We start from the raw sequence: 20794 nt of genomic DNA, 5'->3' as shown, positions 1-20794 counted from the left end.
GGTTGCCCCGGGGTCAGACCTTCTCGCCCTTCGCCACGCCCTTCTGGGCCAGGCGATGTTCGAGGTAGTGGATGCTGGTGCCGCCCTCGACGAACTTGGCGTCAAGCATCAGTTCGCGGTGCAGCGGCACGTTGGTCAGGATACCGTCCACCACCATCTCCGACAGCGCGATCCGCATGCGGGCAATGGCCTGCTCGCGGGTGGCACCATAAGTGATGACCTTGCCGATCATCGAGTCGTAGTTGGGCGGCACGAAATAGCCATCATACGCGTGCGAGTCGACGCGCACGCCCGGACCGCCCGGCGCGTGCCAGGCGGTGATGCGGCCCGGCGACGGCGTGAACTTGAACGGGTCCTCGGCGTTGATGCGGCATTCGATCGAATGGCCGCGCAGCTGCACGTCCTTCTGCCGATAGCGCAGCTTCTCGCCGCAGGCGATGCGGATCTGCTCCTGCACGATATCGATGCCGGTGATCATCTCGGTGACCGGGTGCTCGACCTGGACCCGGGTGTTCATCTCGATGAAGTAGAACTCGTTGTTCTCGTACAGGAATTCGAAGGTGCCTGCACCCCGGTAGCCGATCTTCTTGCAGGCCTCCGCGCAGCGGTCGCCGATGCGGTCGATCAGGCGGCGCGGAATATGCGGTGCCGGCGCTTCCTCGATGACCTTCTGGTGGCGGCGCTGCATCGAGCAGTCGCGCTCGCCCAGCCAGATCGCCTGGCGATGCTGGTCGGCCAGCACCTGGATCTCGATGTGCCGGGGGTTCTCCAGGAATTTCTCCATGTAGACCTCCGGATTGCCGAATGCGCGGCCGGCTTCCTCGCGGGTCATGTTGACCGCGTTGAGCAGCGCCGCTTCCGTATGGACCACGCGCATGCCGCGGCCACCGCCGCCGCCGGCGGCCTTGATGATGACCGGGTAGCCGACGCGGCGCGCCGTGGCCAGGATTTCCTTCGGATCCTCGGGCAGGGCGCCCTCGGAGCCTGGCACGCAGGGCACGCCGGACTTGATCATCGCCTGCTTGGCCGACACCTTGTCGCCCATCAGACGGATCGATTCGGGGGTCGGGCCGATGAAGACGAAGCCGGACTTCTCCACGCGTTCGGCGAAATCGGCATTCTCGGACAGGAAGCCGTAGCCCGGGTGGATCGCCTGGGCGTCGGTAACCTCGGCCGCCGAGATGATGGCCGGCATGTTCAGGTACGACAGGGGCGACGGCGCGGGTCCGATGCAGACGGCTTCGTCGGCCAGCTTGACGTATTTGGCCTCCTTGTCGGCCTCGGAGTAGACCACGACGGTCTTGATGCCGAGCTCGCGGCAGGCGCGCTGGATGCGAAGGGCGATTTCGCCGCGGTTCGCGATCAGGATTTTTTCAAACATAGTGTCTCTCTGCGCAGCAGAAGCAGAAGGTCGGCGCCGCCTTGCGAAGGCGACGTCCTGCACGTGATGACCGCCGCGGGTTGCCGGACTGCCCTTGCCCGTCTGCCGGGCAGTTCCGGTCCGGCTTGCACTGTCGATGGCGCGCCCGGCGCCAGTGTGGCGGCGGCACCCATGCGGTTCGCCCCTGCCGGAGCCGCGTCGCGGCCGGCAGGGAGCGGATGCACCGGCATGCCGTCGGTGCCGGCGTGCGTCAGCCGATCACGAACAGCGGCTGGCCGTACTCGACGGCCTGGCCGTTCTCGACCAGGATTTCCTTGATGACGCCGGCCTTGTCGCTTTCGATTTCATTGAGCAGCTTCATCGCTTCGATGATGCAGACCGTCTGGCCTTCCTTGACGGTATCCCCCACGTTGACGAACGGCGCCGCGCCCGGGGACGGTGCGCGGTAGAAGGTGCCAACCATCGGCGAGGTGATCACGTGCCCGGCCGGCGCCTGCGGCGTGACATCGACCGGTGCGGCGGCCGCGGCCGGCGAGGCGACCGGACTGGCAGTGATCGCCGGCATCGCGGGCAGCGTCATCGGCTGCTGGGCGACCTGAGGGGGCGCCTTGACGATGCGCACCTTGCCCTCGCCCTCGGTGACCTCGAGCTCCGAGATGCCGGACTCGGCCACCAGGTCGATCAGCGTCTTCAGCTTGCGCAGGTCCATCTTGTTTTCCTCCTGAATCGGGTTGTCCGGTCTCGCCTGGAAGCGGCGCGGCCGAAAATTCGGTGCGGGCGGGGGCAGGGCCCTGCGCCCACGCGGCAGCGGGCCAGACGCTGGCCCGCTGCCGCAAATGACTGTGTTCCCGGGGTACGGGTGTCAGGCCGCCGGCGGCGCCTGTTCCTGTCCCAGTGCGTATTCCAGGGCCAGCAGATAACCTTGCCAGCCCAGCCCGCAGATGACGCCCACCGCCAGGTCCGAGAAGAAGGACCGGTGGCGGAAGCTCTCGCGTCGGTGCACGTTCGACAGGTGCACTTCGACGAACGGCACCGCGACGGCGGCCAGGGCATCGCGCAACGCCACGCTGGTATGGGTATAGGCAGCGGGATTGATGATGATGAAGTCCACGCCCTCGTCACGCGCGGCGTGGATACGATCGATCAGTGCGCCCTCATGGTTGGACTGGAAGGTGCGCAGGCCGATGCCCGCCTGTGCCGCCCGGTTTGCCAGGGCGGCATCGATCGCAGCCAGCGTGGTCGCGCCGTAGGTCTGCGGCTCCCGCGTTCCCAGCAGGTTCAGGTTCGGCCCATGGAGGACAAGCACCTGACGGTAGCACGCTGAGCGGGGGCTTGGACGGTTATCGGTCACGGCTGCTGGACCAGTTCAACGAAATTGCGCGGAGATTACCGTAACTTAGAGCGATTTGTCCAGCACGCCGGGCGAGCGCTGCAGCCTCACGATGCACTCCGATGCGCAGCGGCCTGTTGCGCGGTTTGCCCGGGGGCAGATCGGCGCCAAAGGCGGTATGTATCCTGCCGGTTACATGCAAAAGCCGGCAGATCGTCGCGCCGGCCGCCGATGGCGGGGCGCGGACGATCTCGCGGGAAGCCAGGCCGGGCGCGATCATTCAGCGCGCCGGAAGTGCGGAACGGAGTTCTTCTACGCTGATCCTGCCCATTTTTCGCAGGGTGACGGCGCCTTGCGGATCGATCACCACGGTATAGGGCAGGCCCCCCGCCGCGTTGCCGAAGCCGCGGGCCATCTCCGTGCCGGCAAACCCGGCTACCGCCAGGGGGTAGTTGACCGGTACCTTTTCGAGAAACCTGGCGATGTTGCTCTGGGAATCGATGCCGATGCCGACGAACTCGACGTTGCGGCCCTGGTACTCCTGATGCAGGGCAGCCAGGTCCGGCATCTCCTCCACGCACGGGGCGCACCACGGCGCCCAGAAGTTGACCACCAGCGTCTTGCCGCGCAGCGCATCGAAGCGCACCGGCTGGCCGGCCGGGTCCGGCAGTTCCGCCCGGTACAGCTGCTCGGCCGCCTGGTCCGCTGCCGGGCGGGGCGAGAACGCGAGGAATCCCGCCACGGCGCCGGCGATTGCCGCACCGATGGCGATGGCCAGCCAGAACCACACACGGCGGGAGGAATGCTTGGGTTGGGGCATCGGTCAGGTCCGTATCGAAGGAAGGCGGGCGTGCCGGCCGGCAGGCCGCGCCGAGTAACGCGTGCGAAGGGGGGCGGCGTGCTGCTACGGGGCGCCGGAGGCGCCACCGCCCTCGGCCGCATCTGCCAGCGCGCGCAGCGCCGCCATGTCGGCCCGCGCCGCGCGCCCGCCGCCTTCGGCGCGGGCGCCGCGCTCGTCGTCGGCGTCGTACAGTGCAATATGAATACCGACCGGCGCGCCCAGTTCCGCGCGCACCTGCCCGGCCAACTGACGCGCTTCCCGCACTGCGGGCCATTGGCCGCGCCAGAGGAAGCTGAGCGTCTCCACGTCACCGCGGTTGGCGAAGTGGCGCGATTCGCTGGTGTCGAAATCGACACCGGCATTGAGCAGGTGCAGGGCCACGTCCTTGGGGCTGTCGCAGAAGCACTGCAGATAGATATCCGAATGTTCGGTGGCGGTGCCGTTGAGCACCGCGCCTGCGATGTAGGGCCGGTAGGGCGCCAGATCTTCCATGGCCAGCAGCGCCACCTGCCGCAGCAGCGCCAGCACGCGCGGCTGGCTGTCGGCATGGAACAGCGCCTGGTAGGCCCGGACTTCGTCCTCGATCGCCTCGTTGTCGGGAAGCCACTCGCCGGACACGCGCATGTCGCCCAGCAACTGGCGGGCAGCCTTGCGCTTGGCGGTGGCATAGTCGGCACCGTCCTCGGCGATCATGCGGGCGGCGGCCTGCGCGATCTCGCTGCGGACCCGGGCCGGGTCGATCTGGCTACGTCGTGACATGCCGGGATGATACCTGCTGCCGGCGAACCGGCGGGAACAAAGGGCGCCGGGGCTGACGGCCCGGCTTGCCCAGGGCAGACGCAAGGCTCGCGCCAGCGCGGCGCCGGCCGTGGGCGTGGGGCGGCCACAACGCGACCGGTTAGAATGCGGCGATATCCTGCGGGCGCTGTCGCCGCCACTGCGCTGTGCCACGGGCGCGCCCCGTCATTCTCTCTTGCGCCGCTGTTCGCCTGACTATCTCATGCATATTCATATTCTCGGTATCTGCGGAACCTTCATGGGCGGCCTGGCCGCGATCGCCAGGCAGGCAGGCCATCGCGTCACCGGTTGCGACGCCAACGTCTATCCGCCGATGAGCACGCAGCTCGAAGCCCAGGGCATCGAGCTGATCGAGGGCTTCGACCCGGCCCAGCTCGATCTGGCGCCCGACCTGTTCGTGATCGGCAATGTCGTATCGCGCGGCAACCCGCTGATGGAAGCCATCCTCGACCGCAACCTGCCGTATATGTCCGGACCGCAATGGCTGGGCGAGCATGTGCTGCAGGGCAAGTGGGTGCTGGCCGTGGCCGGTACCCATGGCAAGACCACCACCACCTCGATGCTCGCCTGGATTCTCCAGGACGCCGGCTACGAGCCGGGTTTCCTGGTCGGCGGCGTGCCGCAGAACTTCGGCATCTCGGCCCGCCTGACCGAGTCGGACTACTTCGTCATCGAGGCGGACGAGTACGACACCGCCTTTTTCGACAAGCGCAGCAAGTTTGTCCATTACCGTCCGCGCACGTTGATCCTGAACAATCTGGAGTACGACCACGCCGACATCTTCCCGGATCTGGCGGCGATCGAGACGCAGTTCCACCATCTGGTCCGTACCGTGCCCGGTCAGGGCCGCATCCTCGTCAACGGCCTTGAGGAGAGCCTGGCGCGCGTGCTGGAGCGCGGCTGCTGGAGCGAGGTCGAGCAGTTCGGCGCGGGCCAGTGGCGCGCCAGCGACGGCGCGATCGCCGAGGATCTGGACCTGTTCGACGTGATGCACGGGGAGACGGTGGTCGGCACCGTGCAATGGTCTCTGCAGGGCGTGCACAACCGCATGAACGCGCTGGCGGCGATCGCCGCGGCGCGGCACGTCGGCGTGCCGCCGGCGCAGGCGGTGCAGTCGCTGGCGCGCTTCCAGAACGTCAAGCGCCGCATGGAAGTGCGCGGCGTGTCGGGCGGCGTGACCGTCTATGACGACTTCGCCCACCATCCGACCGCGATCCAGACCACGCTGGCCGGCCTGCGCAAGCGCGTCGGTCCGGCCCGTATCCTGGCGGTGCTGGAGCCGCGCTCGAACACCATGAAGCTGGGCGTGATGAAGACCCAGCTGCCGGCGAGCCTGGAACTGGCCGACCAGGTGTTCGGCTACGGCGCACCGTCGGGCAAGGACGCGCTGGGCTGGGACCTGGCCGAGGCGCTGGCGCCGCTGGGCGAGCGCGGCGCCGCCTTCGACGATCTCGACGCGCTGGTGCGGGCGGTGCGCGCCGCCGCCATGCCGGGCGACCACGTACTGGTGATGAGCAACGGCGGCTTCGGCGGCGTGCATCAGAAGCTGCTCGACGCGCTCGCCGACGTGGTTTGAGGAAGGCCGCGATGCTGCTGTATCTGCACGGCTTCCGTTCGTCGCCGCAGTCGTTCAAGGCGCGGCTGGTCCAGCAGCGCATGCGCGAGCGCGGACTGGGCCGCCATTTCGCCTGCCCGATGCTGGACGTCTCGCCGGCCGCCGCCATTGCGCAGGCCGAAGCGGCCATCGCCGCCGCCGGCCGGAGCGCGCCGGGGGCGCAGGCACGGCCACTGGCCATCGTCGGCTCGTCGCTGGGCGGCTACTACGCGCGCTGGCTGGGCCAGAAGTACGGCTGCCCGACGGTGCTGCTGAACCCGGCCGTCCATCCCTGGACCGACCTCGAACGCTATCTGGGCGAGCAGCCGCTGTGGCATGGCGGCGGCTCGGTGCGGGTCGAGCGGCATCATTTGCAGGAGCTGCTGGACCTGCGCGTCGATACGCTGCGCCAGCCCGAGCAGTACTACCTGCTGGCGGCCACCGGTGACGAGGTGCTCGACTACCGCGAGATGGTGGCGGCCTGCGCCGGCGCCCGCATCCGGGTGATCGAGGGCAGCGACCACGCCATCAGCGAATTCGATCAGTACGTCGACGAGGTACTGGACTTCTGCGGCTACTCCGGCAACTACGGCAACTCCGGCAACGATACCGATGCGCGGCAAGGGTGAGGGCGGCGCGGCGCGGGTGCGCCGCTGCGGCTGGACCCGCACGCTGGCGCACGACGCCGCGATCGGCGGCAATCTGCGCCGCTGGATCACCGGGGAGGGGTCGCTGACCGCGCGGCTGGTGGCATCGTCGTCGCGCTTTCGGGTTTGCCGGCTGTCGCAGGGCATGGAGACGCCGCTGCTGGACGAATGGCATGCGATCGGGCTGGCGGCGCCGCGGCCCGTAATTGCGCGCGACGTGCTGCTGGTGTGCGACAACACGCCGGCGATCTATGCCCACTCGATCGTGCATCCCCTCTACGCGCGGCGCGACTGGCCGTTCCTGGGCGGGCTGGGCGACCGGCCCCTCGGTGGCGCGCTGTTCGTCGATCCGCGCGTGCGGCGCGAGCCGTTCGAATTCGCCCGGCTGCTGCCCCACCATCCACTGATGCGGCGGCTGCAGCGCGCCTTGCCCGAGCTGGCGCACTGGCCGATGCTGCCGGCCCGGCGCTCGGTGTTCCGGCGCGGCAAGGGCGCGATGCTGGTGACCGAGGTGTTCCTGCCCGACCTGATCGAGCGCAAGGCGCCGCCTGCCGAAGCGGGCAGCGCCGCCGGGCTGCCGATGCCGGAGCGGCCGCTGCGATAGCCACCGCTGCGCCACGGTGGCGGCAGGCGCGCTGCGGTATCATTGGCGGCCAGCCCAGGGCTGTCCGTGTTATCCCGCGCGGTGATCCACCGCAGTGATCCAGTTATCCATCCGAGGCAGCAGCGCCGTCGCGCGCCGCGCCTCGCCGATCGCCGGCTTCCCGGCTATTCTGAAAGACCGATCCATGCAGTTGCTGTTCGAGGAAGGCGGCGAGATCCGCGCCGGTACCGTGCTGAGCCAACAGGGCGAGGCCTATCAGGTCGAGATGCCGGGCGGCAAGCGCACCAAGGTCAAGTCGCGCGACGTGCTGCTGCAGTTCGCGCAGCCCGGCGCCGCCGAACTGATGCAGCAAATCGCCGTGCTGGGCGAAGAGATCGATCTGGACTTCCTGTGGGAATGCGCGCCGCAAGAGGAGTTCGCCTTCACCGAGCTGGCCGCCGAATACTATGGCGCCTCGCCGACGCCCGCGCAGCAGGCGGCACTGGCCAGCACGCTGCACGGCAATCCGGTCTACTTCCGCCGCAAGGGGCGCGGGCGCTATCTGCGGGCGCCGGAGGACCAGCTGCGCGCCGCGCTGGCGGCGGTGGAGCGCAAGCGCCAGCAGGCGCTGGTGCAGGCCGGCTATGAAGAGGAACTGAAGGCGGGCCGGTTGCCGGAGGCGTTCCGCGGCAAGGCGCTGCAACTGCTGTTCAAGCCCGACAAGAACAGCCTCGAATACAAGGCGATGGACGCCGCCTGCACGGCGCTGGGCCTGTCGCCGATGCGGCTGATGATCCGGGTGGGCGGCGTCGAGAACGCGCGCGCGCTGCACGAGGCCAAGTTCCTGTCCGAGTGCTTCCCCAAGGGCACGGCCTTTCCCGCGGTGGCGGTGCCGGATGCGCCCGCCGACCTGCCGCAGGCCGACGTCCAGGCATTCTCCATCGACGACGTCACCACCACCGAGATCGACGACGCGCTGTCCGTGACCGAGCTGGGCGACGGGCGCGTGCGCATCGGCATCCATATCGCCGCCCCGGGGCTCGGCATCCGCCGCGGCGATGCGCTCGACGCGATTGCGCGCCAGCGGCTGTCGACCGTCTATTTCCCGGGCGACAAGATCACCATGCTGCCGGACGAGGTGGTCGATCGCTATACGCTGCAGGAAGGCCGGCTGTGCCCGGCGCTGTCGCTCTACGTGGTCTGGGATCCGCAAGGGCGCCAGATTGGCGAGAACGAAACGCGCGCCGAACTGGTACCGATCGCCGCCAACCTGCGCCACAACCTGCTCGAGGACGTGGTCACCGAAGCGGCGCTGGACGAGGGCAGCGGCGACTATCCGTTCCGCGACGCCATCGCGCGGCTATGGGACTTCGCCGGCCATCTGTACGACGAGCGCCAGAAGGCCCGCATCGCCAGCGGCCTGCGCCCGGAATCGCATAACCGCGCCGACTTCAACTTCTATATCGACGCCGAGCCGGACGGCACCGAGCGCGTGCGCATCGAGCAGCGGCGCCGGGGCTCGCCGCTCGACAAGATCGTTGCCGAGCTGATGATCCTGGCCAACAGCACCTGGGGCAAGCTGCTGGCCGACAGCGGCGTGCCCGGTATCTATCGAACGCAGAAGGCGTGGGGCATGCATCGCACCCGCATGCAGACCTTCCCGGCGCCGCACGAGGGCCTGGGCGTGCAGCAGTACGCATGGAGCACGTCGCCGCTGCGCCGCTATGTCGATCTGGTCAACCAGTGGCAGATTCTTGCCGCGGCCCAGCACGGCATCACCGCGAAGCTGGTGGCGCCGTTCAAACCCAAGGATGCCGACCTGCTGGCCGCGGTCGCGGACTTCGAGGGCACCTATGCGAGCTACGCCGAGCACCAGGCGACGATGGAGCGCTACTGGTGCCTGCGCTGGCTGGCGCAGGAAAAGCGCGAACGGATGATGGCGACCGTGCTGAAGGACGGCGCGGTGCGCTTTGCCGAGATTCCGCTGGTGACCCGGGTGCCGGAGCTCGCCCAGGCCGCGCGCGGCACCCAGGTGCTGCTGGAGATCGGCCATACCGACGAGATCTCGCTCGAGGTCAGCTGCCGGGTGCTCGAAGTGTTCGCCGGCGACGGCGAGCTGCCGGCCGAGGAACTGGAGACCGCCCTGGACGAGGCGGTCGAGGGGGCGCTGGAAGGCGACGAAGAGGTGGCCGAGGTATCGGCGGAAGCGGCGGCGGAAATCGCCGCCGAGGAAGTGGCCGAGGAGCGCGCGGACGCGCTTGGCGATGACCTGGACAGCGCCGCCGGCCCTGCCGGGGATAGCCCCTCGCCGTCCGCCAGCGCCGATCCGGCCAAGCGCTGATCGACCCCTCGGGGCCACTTCCCGTGACGCCTTCCTTCGATCTCCGCCGCTGGTGGCGCGGCAGCAGCACCCTGGCGCGCGCGCTGGCGATATCGCTGGCGGTGCACGCGCTGCTGCTGGCGGTCCGCTTCGGCGCACCGCAGACCTTCGGCATCCGCCAGCCGGAATCGCCGCTGGACGTGGTGCTGGTCAACGCCCGCTCGTCGTCGGCGCCGCGCAATGCCGCCGCGCTGGCGCAGGCCAATCTGGACGGCGGCGGCGAGCACGAGCGCCAGCAGGCGCAGACACCGCTGCCCGCCCAGCCGGTGCCGCGCGATGGCGAGCCCATCCGGGCGCTGCAGCGGCAGGTTGAGCTGCTCGAACAGGAGCAGCAGCAATTGCTCAGCCAGATTCGCCAGGCCGCGCCCCCCGTGCCGCGGCAGGCCGAGCGGCCGCAGCAGGCCCGGCAGGACCACCCAGGGCAGGACGAGCGCACCGCACTGGACGAGATGGCGCGGCTCGAGGCCGAGATCGGCCGCAATCTTGAGCACTACGGGCGGCGCCCGAAGCGGCATCAACTGACCGCCACCAGCGCGAAGGCGGTGGCCTATGCCGAGTATTACGACCGGCTGCGCCGCCGCATCGAGCAGCGCGGCACCGCCGACTTTCCGCAGCGTGGCGGCAAGCCGCTCTACGGCGAGCTGATTCTTGTCATCAACGTGAACGGCGACGGGCACCTCGGCTATCGCCGTGGCGGACAGCTGGTCGACGGCATCGAGCTGGTCAAGAGCTCGGGCGATCCCGCGCTGGACCGCCAGGCCATCGCCATCGTGCGTGCCGCCGCGCCCTTCGGCCCCTTCACGCCCGAGATGCGCGCCCGTTACGATATTCTCGAAGTGATCTCGACCTTCAAGTTCTCCCGCAGCGGCCTCGATACCCGTCTGCAGTCCCGATGATTGCCCCCATGCCGACCGATTCCCTTTCCTCGTCCCCCGCCGAACAGCCCGCGCAGGGCTTTGCTGAGCGCTACGCCGTCGTCGGCAACCCGGTGGCGCACAGCCGCTCGCCGCAGATCCACGCGGCGTTCGCCGCGCAGACCGGCCAGTCACTGAGCTACGAGCGCATCGAGGCGCCGCTGGACGGCTTTGCCGACACCGTGCGCGGCTTCTTCGCGACGGGCGGCCAGGGCCTGAACGTCACCACCCCGTTCAAGGTACAGGCCTTCGAGCTGGCCGACCGGCTCACGCCGCGCGCGGAGGCCGCGGGCGCGGTCAATACGCTGTGGATGGAAGACGGCCTGCTGCACGGCGACAACACCGACGGCGTCGGCCTGGTGCGCGATATCGTCGATCGCCTTGGCGTCGAGTTGCAAGGGCGGCGCGTGCTGCTGCTGGGCGCGGGCGGCGCGGCGATGGGCGCGATGCTGCCGCTGATCGAGTGCCAGCCGGAGCGGATCGTCGTTGCCAACCGCACCGCCAGCCGGGCCAGCGACATGCTGGAGGAGTTCGCCCAGGCCGCGGGCGAAGCCGGCGTGGAGCTGTGGGGCGGCGGCTTCGATGCGCTGGCGGGCCTGTCCGACGAAGACGCCTGCGACGTGGTGATCAACGCCACCGCGGGCAGCCTGCAGGGCGAGGTGCCGCCGGTTCCCGCGGCGCTGCTGGGCGACGGCGTGCTGGCCTACGACATGATGTACGGCGCGCAGCCCACGGTGTTCCTCCAATACGCCGCCGAGCAGGGCGCGCAGGTGGCCGACGGTCTGGGCATGCTGGTCGAGCAGGCGGCCGAGGCGTTCTACCTGTGGCGCGGCGTGCGGCCCGAGACAGATGCGGTGCTGGCGGCGCTGCGGGCGTCGCTGACGGACCAGCGCTAAAGCGGGCTCGTCCGCGCTACCTGCCGTGTCGAACAAAGGCAATCGCTCCCGCCGTCCGGCCCGCAGCGGCAAGGGCGGCGCCGCGCACCCGCTGCGCTGGCTCGCGTGGCTGGCCGGCTGCATCGCCGCCGGGCTGGTGGCGATGCAGCTGTACTTCTTCCTGCAGATTGCCGCCTGGCAGTTCGTCGATCCGTCCTCGACCAGCTTCATGCGTGCAGAGCGCTGGCGGCTGTGCGGCTTCAATGTCTGGAGCTGCGGCATCGAGCGCGAGTGGGTGCCCTATGCATCGATCTCGCGCAACCTCAAGCGCGCGGTGATCGCCAGCGAGGACGCGGATTTCGTCAACCATCCCGGCTACGACATCGACGCCATGCTGCAGGCGTGGGAGCGCAACAAGAAGCGCGGGCACATCGTGCGCGGCGGCTCTACCATCACGCAGCAGCTGGCCAAGAACCTGTTCCTGTCGCCGGAGCAGCACTACCTGCGCAAGGGCCAGGAACTGGTGATCACCTGGATGCTGGAGTTCTGGCTCGACAAGGAGCGGATCTACGAGATCTACCTGAACTCGGTGGAATGGGGCGAGGGCGTGTTCGGCGCCGAAGCCGCGGCGCGGTACTACTTCAAGACCAGCGCCAGCCGGCTGTCGGTGGGACAGGCAGCGCGGCTGGCAGCGGCGCTGCCGGCGCCGCGCTGTTTCGACAAGAAGCTCTACTGCGCCCATGTGCGCATCAACTTCCGCGCACGCGCCGGCATCATTGCGCGGCGGATGGGCTCGGCCACGCTGCCCGACTGAAGCCGGGCAGCGTGCGGGCGCTGGCGCTCAGCTCAGCCAGCCCTTGCGGCGGAAGTAGATCAGCGGTATCGCCGCCGACACCGCCATCAGCGCGATCGCCCACGGGTAACCCGCGGCCCAGTCCAGTTCGGGCATCACCTTGAAGTTCATGCCGTAGACGCTGGCGATCAGCGTCGGCGGCATCAGCGCCACCGACACCACCGAGAACAGCTTGATGATCTTGTTCTGGTTGATGTTGATGAAACCGACGGTGGCGTCCATCAGGAAGTTGATCTTCTCGAACAGGAACGCGGTGTGGTTCTCGATCGAGTCGATATCGCGCAGGATCTGCCGCGCCTCGTCCTGCTGCTCGGCCGACAGCAGCTGGCTGCGCATCAGGAAGGAAACCGCGCGACGGGTGTCCATCACGTTGCGGCGGATGCGCCCGTTCAAGTCTTCCTCGCGCGCGATGGTTTCCAGCACGTCGGCCGCGGCGGCGTCCGTCACGTTCTCGGCCAGCACGCGCTTGCTGGCATCCTCCAGCCGCTCGTACATCTCCTCGATGGAGTCGGCCGAATATTCCGCGTCGGTCGCGTACAGGTCCATCAGCACGTCCTTGGCGTTGCGCACCGAGCCGGGTCGCATGCGCGCGCGCAGGCGCACCAGCCGGAACACCGGCAGGTCTTCGTCGTGGATGGAGAACAGCACGGTCGGCGTCAGCACGAAGGCGACGCGCACGTTGCGCGACACCTCGTCCTCGGCCAGCAGGAAGTCGGTGCGGATATGGATGTTCTCGTCTTCCGCCTCGAAGTAGCGGGCGGACGCTTCCAGGTCGCCCAGGTCTTCGAGCTCCGGCAGCGCGACGCCGTACGCTTCCTTGATCCAGGCGAGTTCCTCGTCGTCGGGATCGACCACGTCGATCCAGATGGGTTTGTGCTGCAGCAGTTCGTTGCGGTCATCGACCTGCTCCTGGGCAAGCCGGCCTTTCTGCAGGACGAACAGGTTGATCATCCCTGGTATTCCTTGTGCCGAACAACGAAGAAACGCGGCAGGCAGGCTTGCGGCACGGCAGGTCTCGCCGTTCGCCGGCAAGGCGAACGGTCAGGCCCATGGCAAGCGTGATCGCGCTGCGCGCCAATGCCGTCGCGGGAGCGGCGGCCAGGATGACGAAGCAAGGCGATGGCGTTTGCCGTGTGTTGGCTGGCAAGCCGGGAGAGGAAGGGTCCGTGACGGCGCGGCGACCGCAGGGGAAGCCGGTGGCAGTACGGAAGAAACACTCGCCCGCAGTGTGCTGCGGGCGGGATCGGACCAGAGGCGGCGCGGCGGACGAGGAGACCGGCGCCGGGCATGGTCGTTACGCAGCCCGCAGTGACATGGCATTCGTGACGGCGTCGGCTTTGCCGCGCCAACTCGAACACCCGATGCTACTGCCCACGTAATTTCTCCGGGATTATGGATGGGCGCGAGTGTAGCCCAAGGCGGCCGGCTTTGTTAAGTGAAATCTGGGTGAAGGGGCGGCCGCCACGCCACCTCGCGCTCAACCGCGCCGCTTCAACAGCGGCACCAGCAGTACCGAGGACAGCGCCGCCAGCATCAGCACGATCGCCGCGTAGTCCTGCCAGTGCGGCGTCTCGCCCAGCAGCCACATGCCGGAGAACACGCCCACCACCGGGATGAACATGATCGACAGGCTGGACACCACTGGCGGCAGCGAGCGCGCCAGCTGGAACCAGACCAGATGGCAGAAGGCGAACACCACCACCGCGTTGTAGGCGATGGCGGCCCACTCCACCGCATTGGGCATGCGCCAGCCGTCTTCGAACAGCAGCGTGCCGGCCAGCAGGAACGGCAGCGCCGCGGCCAGCATCCAGAAGGTCAGGGGTCCGAGTTGCACCGCGAGCTGGGTGCGCTTCATCAGTTGGGTGCCATAGCCCCAGCCGGCCGCCGCGGCCAGCATCATCACCGTGCCGGTCGGGCTGCCGGTCAGCGCGCCGAACTCGCTGGACATCAGCAGCAGCGTGCCAGCCAGCGCGCAGCCGATGCCCACCCATGCCGAGGCGGAGATGCGTTCGCGGAACAGCACCAGGCCCCACACCACCGCCCAGATCGGCATGGTGTAGCCGAGAATGGCCGCACGGCCGGAGGACAGCATCTTCACCGCGCCGATCGCCAGCAGATGCCAGATCACCATGTTGGGCAACGCCAGCCGGAAGATCGGTCCCCAGGTGTCGCGCGGCACCGCCAGCGAGATGCCGCGGGCACGCAGCGCCAGGCCCAGCGCGATCAGGCCGCCGGCCATGCACAGCAGGCGAAAACCCAGGGGCGGAAAGGCGGCCACGCCGATCTTCATCACGGGCCAGTTGACGCCCCAGGCCAGCGTGAGGGCGATCAGCAGAACGATATTGCGACGGTCGAGCTTCATGGACAGTGGAATCGGGCGAGGGTCGCGCGCCGATTGCGGCAAGGCGCTGCAAAAGGCGTGTGCTACCGCGCTTTCTCGTTGGAATGGGCGAGGGGAAGATAGCACGCAGCGAGTAGAATTGCCGGAAACGACACGCGCGGGCCGCTGCGGCCGCCGTGGCCGAACCGCCGCATCCGTGGCAAGTCGAACCCCAGTATTTCGAGCGATCCTCATGTCCCGACCGTCCGACCGTTTCCAGAACCGCCCCGCCACCGAGACCGCGCCCTTCACGGAGCAGCTGGCCAGCGCCTGGCGGCGCAACGATTCCCTGCTGTGCGTCGGCCTGGATCCCGACCCGAACCGTCTGCCGCTGTCGATGACCGGCACCGGCGGCGCGATCTTCTCGTTCTGCCGGGAAATCGTCGACGCCACCGCCGACCTGGTCTGCGCCTTCAAGCCGCAGATCGCCTATTTCGCCTCGCAACGGGCCGAGGACCAGCTGGAGCAGCTGGTGCACTACATCCACGATGCCCATCCCGGCATTCCGGTGATCCTCGACGCCAAGCGCGGCGACATTGGCTCGACGGCCCAGCACTACGCCATCGAGGCGTTCGAGCGCTACGAAGCCGATGCGGTCACCGTCAGCCCGTACATGGGCTTCGATTCGGTCGAACCCTATCTGGCATATCCGGAGCGCGGCGTGATCGTGCTGTGCCGCACCTCCAATCCCGGCGGCTCGGACGTGCAGTTCCTGCAGGTCGATGGCAAGCCGGTCTACCAGATCGTGGCCGAGCAGGCCGCGGCGAAGTGGAACACCACCGGGCAGATGGGCATGGTGGTCGGGGCGACGTTCCCCAACGAGATCGCCCGCGTGCGCGAGCTGGTCGGCGACATGCCGCTGCTGGTGCCGGGCATCGGCGCCCAGGGCGGCGATATCGAGGCGACGGTGCGGGCCGGGCGTACCGCCGATGGCACCGGCATGATGATCAATTCGTCGCGGGCGATTCTCTACGCCAGCGGCGAGAAGGACTTCGCCGCGGCGGCGCGCCGTGCCGCGCAGCAGACGCGCGACGCCATCAACCGGTACCGCTACAGCTGAAGCGAGGCCGGCCGGGCTGCCCCGGCGCCTGCCGCGCTAGGCTTCGTTGCGGACCAGTTCGAGCAGGCCACGCATGGCGTGCTCCGCTGCCTGCCGGCGCACCTGCTGCCGGTCGCCGCGAAAGCGCTGCGTCTCGACCCGCGTCACGATGCGGTTGCTCCAGCCGAAGCACACCATGCCGACCGGCTTGTCAGGCGTGCCGCCAGTCGGTCCGGCCACGCCGGTGATCGACAGCGACACCTGGGCCCGGCTGTTCAGCAGCGCGCCGTCGGCCATGGCGCGCGCGACCTCCTCGCTGACCGCGCCATGGTCACGGATCAGCCGCGGCGGCACCCCCAGCATGGTGGATTTCGCCTCGTTCGAATAGGTGACGAAGCCGCGCTCGAACCAGGCGGACGAGCCCGAGACATCGGTGATTGCCGCGGCGACGAGCCCGCCGGTGCAGGACTCGGCGGTGGCCAGCAGCAGGGATTTTTCCTTCAGGGCAATGCCAGCCTGGACGGCAAGCTGTTCGAGAAGTCGGCTGACGGACATGGTTCGGCTCTTCCAGTGATGGGGCCGGGCTGGTTCGCCCGGTCAGATCGAGCGCCAGAGCGCGAATACCAGCAGCGTGTAGAACGCGGCCACCAGATCGTCGAACATCACGCCGAAGCCGCCGCGCAACCCCGGACCCTTGAGGGTGCGGTCGTAGTAGCCGATCGGCGCCGGCTTGGCCATGTCGAACAGCCGGAACCACAGGAACGCGGCGAACTGGCCCCACAGCCCGGTAGGCGTGACGAAGGCGAGCACGAGCCAGAACGCGACGATCTCGTCCCAGACCATGCTGCCATGATCGTGCACTCCCATTGACCGCGCGGTGCGTGCGCAGGCCCACAGTCCGAGCAGGAATGCCGCCGGAACGATCCACAGCCAGGTCGCCGGCTGGACCCACAGCGAGATCACCACGAAGGACAGCCAGCCGTAGAGGGTGCCGACCGTGCCGGGCATGATCGGCGAAAGCCCCGAACCGAAGCCCAGCGCGATGGCATGCGCCGGGTGGGACCACATGAAGCGGGCGGTCGGGCGCAGCACCTTGGCGGTCTGGCCGGCCTCCAGGGTCATGGCAGGGTCGGGCGCTGCGGGCCCGGAAGTAAAGGACGACATTGAGGAATCGGCTCGTTGATGGGGATGGCAGGGGGCCGCCCGATGCACGGTGTGACCGCGCGCTGGCGGCATCATGACATGGCGGCGCGCCGCGTGTCAGCGATTTGCGCTGTCTTGCTCAGGGGCTGGCGAAATGGTCGAACCCTCGTCCGTCGAAGGGCACCGCGGCGCCGCTTGCATCCAGCAGCCGCACGCCCGCTTCCGCCTCGATCGCGCCGATGCACGCAACCGCCACGCCCGCCTCGCGCGACGCCCGCAGGACCTGTTCACGCGCCTGCGCCGGGGCGGTGAAGCACAGCTCGTAGTCGTCGCCCCCGGCCAGCAGGCACTGCAGCCGCAGCGGCTCCGGCTGGCGCGACAGCACCGTGGAAGCCGGCAGCGCCGGTACCAGCAGGCGTGCGCCGACCCCGCTGCGCTGCAGGATATGGCCCAGGTCGGCCAGCAGGCCGTCGGAGACGTCTACCGCGGCGCGTGCGATGCCACGCAGCGCCATGCCCAGCGCGACCCGCGGCTGGGGCGCTTCCAGCCGGTCCCGGATCGCGCTGAAGTCCGGTTCCGTCAGCAGCCATTCGCCACGGCAGTCGCCCAACGCGAGGCGCGCGTCGCCGACCGCGCCTGACACCCAGATCTCGTCACCCGGCCGGGCGGCGTCGCGCCGCAGCGCCTGGCCCTCCGGCACATCGCCGAACACCGTGATCGACAGCGTCAGGGGCCCGCGCGTGGTGTCGCCGCCGATCAGCTCGCAGCCATGGCTGTCCGCCAAGGCGAGCATGCCGGCTGCCAGCTGCGACAGCCAGGCCGGATCGGCCTGCGGCAGCGCGATCGCCAGCGTGAAGGCGCGGGGCTGCGCGCCCATTGCCGCCAGGTCCGACAGATTGACCGCCAATGCCTTGTGGCCGAGCCGGTACGGATCGGCATCCGGGAAGAAGTGCCGGCCGCTGACCAGCATGTCGGTGCTGATCGCCAGTTGCTGGCCCGGGCGTGGCGCCAGCAGCGCGCAGTCGTCACCGATGCCGAGCACGGCATCGCGTACCGGCCGCGTGAAGAAGCGGCGGATCAGGTCGAATTCGGACAGGGAGGAAGAGGGCGCAGGCGGGTCGGCTTCCGCGCCGGGAGTGGAAAGCGGCGGCAATCCGTCTGGCATGATGACTATGAAGGTACGGCGGACTCGGTGCGGCCCCGTCGGCGCGGAGATGCGCAGGGGATTTTGCTCTCGCCGCGGACCGCGATATTGTACCGAAAGGCAAAGCTGCCTCGCGTAAAACGCTTATTGTGAAATAAAATTTCACAATATAAAATTCACCCCTGATTTCGAGAATTCAGAGAATAGCGGCAGCCGGGCCGCCGCTGTCTCCCACGCCTACACGGCTTCACAGACCGGAAGATGCGCCGATGACCAATCCCCAGCAGCCCATGTCCCCAGACGACCTGAAGCAGCAGCAGCGCGAGGCGCTGCGCAAGGCCGCGCTGGAGTACCACGAGTTTCCCACCCCGGGCAAGATCTCGGTGATGCCGACCAAGCCGCTGTCCAACCAGCGCGACCTGGCCCTGGCGTATTCGCCCGGCGTGGCGGCAGCCTGCGAGGAGATCGTCGCCGATCCGGCCAATTCCTTCCGCTATACCTCGCGCGGCAACCTGGTCGCCGTGATTACCAACGGTACCGCGGTGCTGGGCCTGGGCGACATCGGCCCGGCCGCGTCCAAGCCGGTGATGGAAGGCAAGGGCGGCCTGTTCAAGAAGTTCGCCGGCATCGATGTGTTCGACATCGAGATCGACGAGAAGGACCCGCAGAAGCTGGTCGACATCATCGCCTCGCTGGAGCCGACCTTCGGCGGCATCAACCTGGAAGATATCAAGGCGCCCGAGTGCTTCTACGTCGAGCGCGAGCTGCGCAAGCGGATGAAGATCCCGGTCTTCCACGACGACCAGCACGGCACGGCGATCGTGGTCGGCGCCGCGGTGATCAACGGCCTGAAGGTGGTCGGCAAGGACATCGCCAACGTCAAGCTGGTGGCCTCCGGCGCGGGCGCCGCGGCACTGGCCTGCCTCGAACTGCTGGTGGACCTCGGCCTGCCGCGCCAGAACATCTGGGTGACGGACCTGGCCGGCGTGGTCTACGAAGGCCGCACCGAACTGATGGACCCGGACAAGGCCCGTTTCGCCCAGAACACCGACAAGCGCAAGCTGGCCGAAGTGATCGACGGCGCCGACATCTTCCTGGGCCTGTCCGCCGCCGGCGTGCTCAAGCAGGACATGGTGCAGCGCATGGCCGACAAGCCGCTGGTGCTGGCGCTGGCCAATCCCAACCCGGAAATCATGCCGGAACTGGTCAAGGAAGTGCGCCCGGATGCGGTGATCGCCACCGGCCGCACCGACTACCCGAACCAGGTCAACAACGTGCTGTGCTTCCCGTTCATCTTCCGCGGGGCACTGGACGTCGGCGCGACCACCATCACCAAGGAGATGGAAGTCGCCGCCGCGCATGCGGTCGCCGAGCTGGCGCGGCAGGAGCAGAGCGACATCGTCGCCACCGCCTACGGTATCCAGGACCTGTCGTTCGGTCCGGAGTACCTGATTCCCAAGCCGTTCGACCCGCGCCTGATCGTCAAGGTCGCGCCGGCGGTGGCCAAGGCGGCGATGGAGTCCGGCGTGGCATCCCGTCCGATCGAGGACATGGACGCCTACCGCGAACAGCTGCAGCAGTTCGTCTACCACTCCGGCACGCTGATGAAGCCGATCTACGCGGCCGCCCGCAAGGTGCCGATGGAGAAGAAGCGCATCGTCTTCGCCGAGGGCGAGGAAGAGCGCGTGCTGCGCGCGGTGCAGGTGATCGTCGACGAGAAGCTGGCGAATCCCATCCTGATCGGCCGCCCGGCGGTGCTGGCGCATCGCATCGAACGCTTCGGCCTGCGCCTGCGCATGGACGTCGATTTCACCGTGGTGAACCCCGAGAACGATCCGCGCTTCCGCGACTATTCGGATGCCTACTACCGGATGATGGCCCGCAAGGGCGTCACGCCGCAGTACGCGCGGCTGGAAATGCGCCGCCGCACCACGCTGATCGGCGCGATGCTGGTGCACAAGGGCGAGGCGGACGGCATGATCTGTGGCACCGTCAGCAATACCGCCGCGCACCTGCGCTATATCGACCAGGTGCTGGGCGGCACCAACGAGGTCTATGCGGCGATGAACGGCCTGGTGCTGCCGGGCCGCCAGATCTTCCTGGTCGATACCCACGTCAATATCGACCCGACCGCGCCGCAACTGGCGGAAATCACGCTGATGGCAGCCGAGGAGCTCAAGCGCTTCGGCATCGAGCCCAAGGTCGCGCTGCTGTCGCACTCCAACTTCGGCTCCTCGGAAGCGCCGTCGGCGCAGAAGATGCGCGACACGCTGGCCATCCTGCGCGAGCGGGCGCCCGAGCTGGAAGTCGACGGCGAGATGCACGGCGACTGCGCGCTGGACCAGAAGCTGCGCGACCAGCTGGTGCCGGACAGCACCCTGAAGGGAGAGGCCAATCTGCTGGTCTGCCCGAACATCGACGCGGCCAACGTGTCGTACAACCTGCTCAAGGCCGCGGCCGGCAACAACGTTGCCATCGGTCCGATCCTGCTGGGGGTCAAGGCGCCGGTGCATATCCTGACGCCGTCCGCCACGGTGCGACGGATCGTCAATATGACGTCGCTGGTGGTGGTGGACGCCGCCGCCAAGTTCTGAGGGAAAAAAGCCGGGTCCGCCCGGCTTTTTCGATCCCCGGCGCTGGCGTTTGTGAGCGCATACTCTCGCTTAACCCCTTGAAAGGACAGCGCTTTCGGTCTTCTGGCTGGGGCAGGGATTGATTAATCCCAAGCAAGCGCGTAACCTACCGCCTTCGAAGCAGCGGTCCGATCCGCCTGCATGCCGCCACGACGCGGTCCTGACGCAGAAGCTTCGCACAGAGGCTTCCCGCAGTGTTCCGTTACCAGACCCTGGGTTTCGCCGATCACCTTGAATGACCGCATGACGCAGTGGATCC

General features: G+C 68.4%; 19 protein-coding genes. 9 read left to right on the top strand and 10 right to left on the bottom strand.

Features of this window, described 5'->3' with window-relative positions; all coding sequences use genetic code 11:
• Window positions 1–13 precede the first annotated feature (13 nt).
• The 5 genes from accC to K6V06_RS10330 all read right to left on the bottom strand — a co-directional run bounded on the left by accC (window position 14) and on the right by K6V06_RS10330 (window position 4311).
• On the bottom strand, window positions 14–1381 hold the full coding sequence (accC, locus tag K6V06_RS10350) for an acetyl-CoA carboxylase biotin carboxylase subunit (RefSeq protein WP_222242991.1): 1368 nt from the start codon (window positions 1379–1381) through the stop codon (window positions 14–16).
• A gap of 250 nt (window positions 1382–1631) precedes the next feature.
• Complete coding sequence (accB, locus tag K6V06_RS10345) at window positions 1632–2090, bottom strand: acetyl-CoA carboxylase biotin carboxyl carrier protein (protein ID WP_222242989.1); 459 nt, start codon at window positions 2088–2090, stop codon at window positions 1632–1634.
• A gap of 153 nt (window positions 2091–2243) precedes the next feature.
• On the bottom strand, window positions 2244–2687 hold the full coding sequence (gene aroQ, locus K6V06_RS10340; RefSeq protein WP_370637438.1) for a type II 3-dehydroquinate dehydratase: 444 nt from the start codon (window positions 2685–2687) through the stop codon (window positions 2244–2246).
• A gap of 304 nt (window positions 2688–2991) precedes the next feature.
• Window positions 2992–3531, bottom strand: coding sequence for a TlpA disulfide reductase family protein (locus K6V06_RS10335; protein ID WP_222242985.1), 540 nt, complete (start codon window positions 3529–3531; stop codon window positions 2992–2994).
• A gap of 84 nt (window positions 3532–3615) precedes the next feature.
• The gene (locus K6V06_RS10330) at window positions 3616–4311 is read right to left on the bottom strand and encodes a UDP-N-acetylmuramate--alanine ligase (protein WP_222242983.1); all 696 of its coding nucleotides are present in this window, start codon (window positions 4309–4311) and stop codon (window positions 3616–3618) included.
• A 241-nt stretch (window positions 4312–4552) separates the two neighbouring features.
• Between K6V06_RS10330 and mpl the strand changes: the two genes are divergently transcribed.
• From mpl to mtgA, 7 genes are all read left to right on the top strand, one after another.
• The gene (gene mpl, locus K6V06_RS10325) at window positions 4553–5926 is read left to right on the top strand and encodes a UDP-N-acetylmuramate:L-alanyl-gamma-D-glutamyl-meso-diaminopimelate ligase (protein WP_222242981.1); all 1374 of its coding nucleotides are present in this window, start codon (window positions 4553–4555) and stop codon (window positions 5924–5926) included.
• Between the two features lie 11 nt (window positions 5927–5937).
• Window positions 5938–6573 carry a YqiA/YcfP family alpha/beta fold hydrolase gene (locus K6V06_RS10320; RefSeq protein WP_222242979.1) on the top strand — a complete coding sequence of 212 codons (636 nt, stop codon included), beginning with the start codon at window positions 5938–5940 and terminating at the stop codon, window positions 6571–6573.
• Entirely contained in the window at window positions 6557–7195 is a 639-nt protein-coding gene (locus K6V06_RS10315; RefSeq protein WP_222242969.1) for a chorismate lyase, read from the top strand. Before K6V06_RS10320 ends, K6V06_RS10315 begins: the two co-directional genes overlap by 17 nt.
• Window positions 7196–7379: 184 nt before the next feature.
• Window positions 7380–9515: a ribonuclease catalytic domain-containing protein gene (locus K6V06_RS10310; RefSeq protein ID WP_222242967.1), complete on the top strand. Its 2136-nt coding sequence runs from the start codon at window positions 7380–7382 to the stop codon at window positions 9513–9515.
• Between the two features lie 23 nt (window positions 9516–9538).
• Window positions 9539–10450: a TonB family protein gene (locus K6V06_RS10305; protein ID WP_370637437.1), complete on the top strand. Its 912-nt coding sequence runs from the start codon at window positions 9539–9541 to the stop codon at window positions 10448–10450.
• An 8-nt stretch (window positions 10451–10458) separates the two neighbouring features.
• A complete protein-coding gene (aroE, locus tag K6V06_RS10300) occupies window positions 10459–11364 on the top strand; it encodes a shikimate dehydrogenase (protein WP_222242965.1) in 906 nt (301 codons plus the stop codon).
• Between the two features lie 91 nt (window positions 11365–11455).
• Window positions 11456–12157 carry a monofunctional biosynthetic peptidoglycan transglycosylase gene (mtgA, locus tag K6V06_RS10295; RefSeq protein WP_222243084.1) on the top strand — a complete coding sequence of 234 codons (702 nt, stop codon included), beginning with the start codon at window positions 11456–11458 and terminating at the stop codon, window positions 12155–12157.
• Between the two features lie 27 nt (window positions 12158–12184).
• Here the strand turns inward: mtgA and corA are convergent, their stop codons facing one another.
• Window positions 12185–13147, bottom strand: coding sequence for a magnesium/cobalt transporter CorA (corA, locus tag K6V06_RS10290; RefSeq protein ID WP_222242963.1), 963 nt, complete (start codon window positions 13145–13147; stop codon window positions 12185–12187).
• Window positions 13148–13673: 526 nt separating this feature from the next.
• The gene (locus K6V06_RS10285) at window positions 13674–14558 is read right to left on the bottom strand and encodes a DMT family transporter (protein WP_222242961.1); all 885 of its coding nucleotides are present in this window, start codon (window positions 14556–14558) and stop codon (window positions 13674–13676) included.
• Between the two features lie 211 nt (window positions 14559–14769).
• On the opposite strand from K6V06_RS10285, the gene pyrF reads away from it, so the two are divergent.
• Entirely contained in the window at window positions 14770–15636 is an 867-nt protein-coding gene (gene pyrF / locus K6V06_RS10280; protein ID WP_222242959.1) for an orotidine-5'-phosphate decarboxylase, read from the top strand.
• A 36-nt stretch (window positions 15637–15672) separates the two neighbouring features.
• Here pyrF and K6V06_RS10275 read toward each other — a convergent pair whose 3' ends face one another.
• The 3 genes from K6V06_RS10275 to thiL form a co-directional block, all read right to left on the bottom strand.
• Window positions 15673–16170, bottom strand: coding sequence for a CinA family protein (locus tag K6V06_RS10275; RefSeq protein ID WP_222242957.1), 498 nt, complete (start codon window positions 16168–16170; stop codon window positions 15673–15675).
• Between the two features lie 42 nt (window positions 16171–16212).
• Entirely contained in the window at window positions 16213–16779 is a 567-nt protein-coding gene (locus K6V06_RS10270) for a phosphatidylglycerophosphatase A (RefSeq protein ID WP_222242955.1), read from the bottom strand.
• A 118-nt stretch (window positions 16780–16897) separates the two neighbouring features.
• Window positions 16898–17923 (bottom strand): thiamine-phosphate kinase, encoded by a 1026-nt coding sequence (gene thiL, locus K6V06_RS10265; RefSeq protein WP_222242953.1) that lies wholly within the window; start codon window positions 17921–17923, stop codon window positions 16898–16900.
• A gap of 248 nt (window positions 17924–18171) precedes the next feature.
• On the opposite strand from thiL, the gene K6V06_RS10260 reads away from it, so the two are divergent.
• Window positions 18172–20496, top strand: a complete 2325-nt coding sequence (locus tag K6V06_RS10260) for an NADP-dependent malic enzyme (RefSeq protein WP_222242951.1) — start codon at window positions 18172–18174, stop codon at window positions 20494–20496.
• Window positions 20497–20794: the final 298 nt, after the last annotated feature.

Origin of the sequence: Cupriavidus sp. AU9028, from assembly GCF_019795295.1 — a bacterium.
Classification (GTDB): Bacteria; Pseudomonadota; Gammaproteobacteria; order Burkholderiales; family Burkholderiaceae; genus Cupriavidus.
Note: the sequence above shows the minus strand (reverse complement) of the source record. Positions and strands in the feature narration are given on the sequence as shown.

What these genes read in the sequence shown, in the direction of transcription:
- accC (WP_222242991.1), bottom strand. Translation starts at nt 1,381, where the DNA reads ATGTTTGAAAAAATCCTGATCGCGAACCGCGGCGAAATCGCCCTTCGC.
- accB (WP_222242989.1), bottom strand. Translation starts at nt 2,090, where the DNA reads ATGGACCTGCGCAAGCTGAAGACGCTGATCGACCTGGTGGCCGAGTCC.
- K6V06_RS10335 (WP_222242985.1), bottom strand. Translation starts at nt 3,531, where the DNA reads ATGCCCCAACCCAAGCATTCCTCCCGCCGTGTGTGGTTCTGGCTGGCC.
- K6V06_RS10330 (WP_222242983.1), bottom strand. Translation starts at nt 4,311, where the DNA reads ATGTCACGACGTAGCCAGATCGACCCGGCCCGGGTCCGCAGCGAGATC.
- mpl (WP_222242981.1), top strand. Translation starts at nt 4,553, where the DNA reads ATGCATATTCATATTCTCGGTATCTGCGGAACCTTCATGGGCGGCCTG.
- K6V06_RS10320 (WP_222242979.1), top strand. Translation starts at nt 5,938, where the DNA reads ATGCTGCTGTATCTGCACGGCTTCCGTTCGTCGCCGCAGTCGTTCAAG.
- K6V06_RS10315 (WP_222242969.1), top strand. Translation starts at nt 6,557, where the DNA reads ATGCGCGGCAAGGGTGAGGGCGGCGCGGCGCGGGTGCGCCGCTGCGGC.
- K6V06_RS10310 (WP_222242967.1), top strand. Translation starts at nt 7,380, where the DNA reads ATGCAGTTGCTGTTCGAGGAAGGCGGCGAGATCCGCGCCGGTACCGTG.
- aroE (WP_222242965.1), top strand. Translation starts at nt 10,459, where the DNA reads ATGCCGACCGATTCCCTTTCCTCGTCCCCCGCCGAACAGCCCGCGCAG.
- corA (WP_222242963.1), bottom strand. Translation starts at nt 13,147, where the DNA reads ATGATCAACCTGTTCGTCCTGCAGAAAGGCCGGCTTGCCCAGGAGCAG.
- K6V06_RS10285 (WP_222242961.1), bottom strand. Translation starts at nt 14,558, where the DNA reads ATGAAGCTCGACCGTCGCAATATCGTTCTGCTGATCGCCCTCACGCTG.
- pyrF (WP_222242959.1), top strand. Translation starts at nt 14,770, where the DNA reads ATGTCCCGACCGTCCGACCGTTTCCAGAACCGCCCCGCCACCGAGACC.
- K6V06_RS10275 (WP_222242957.1), bottom strand. Translation starts at nt 16,170, where the DNA reads ATGTCCGTCAGCCGACTTCTCGAACAGCTTGCCGTCCAGGCTGGCATT.
- K6V06_RS10270 (WP_222242955.1), bottom strand. Translation starts at nt 16,779, where the DNA reads ATGTCGTCCTTTACTTCCGGGCCCGCAGCGCCCGACCCTGCCATGACC.
- thiL (WP_222242953.1), bottom strand. Translation starts at nt 17,923, where the DNA reads ATGCCAGACGGATTGCCGCCGCTTTCCACTCCCGGCGCGGAAGCCGAC.
- K6V06_RS10260 (WP_222242951.1), top strand. Translation starts at nt 18,172, where the DNA reads ATGACCAATCCCCAGCAGCCCATGTCCCCAGACGACCTGAAGCAGCAG.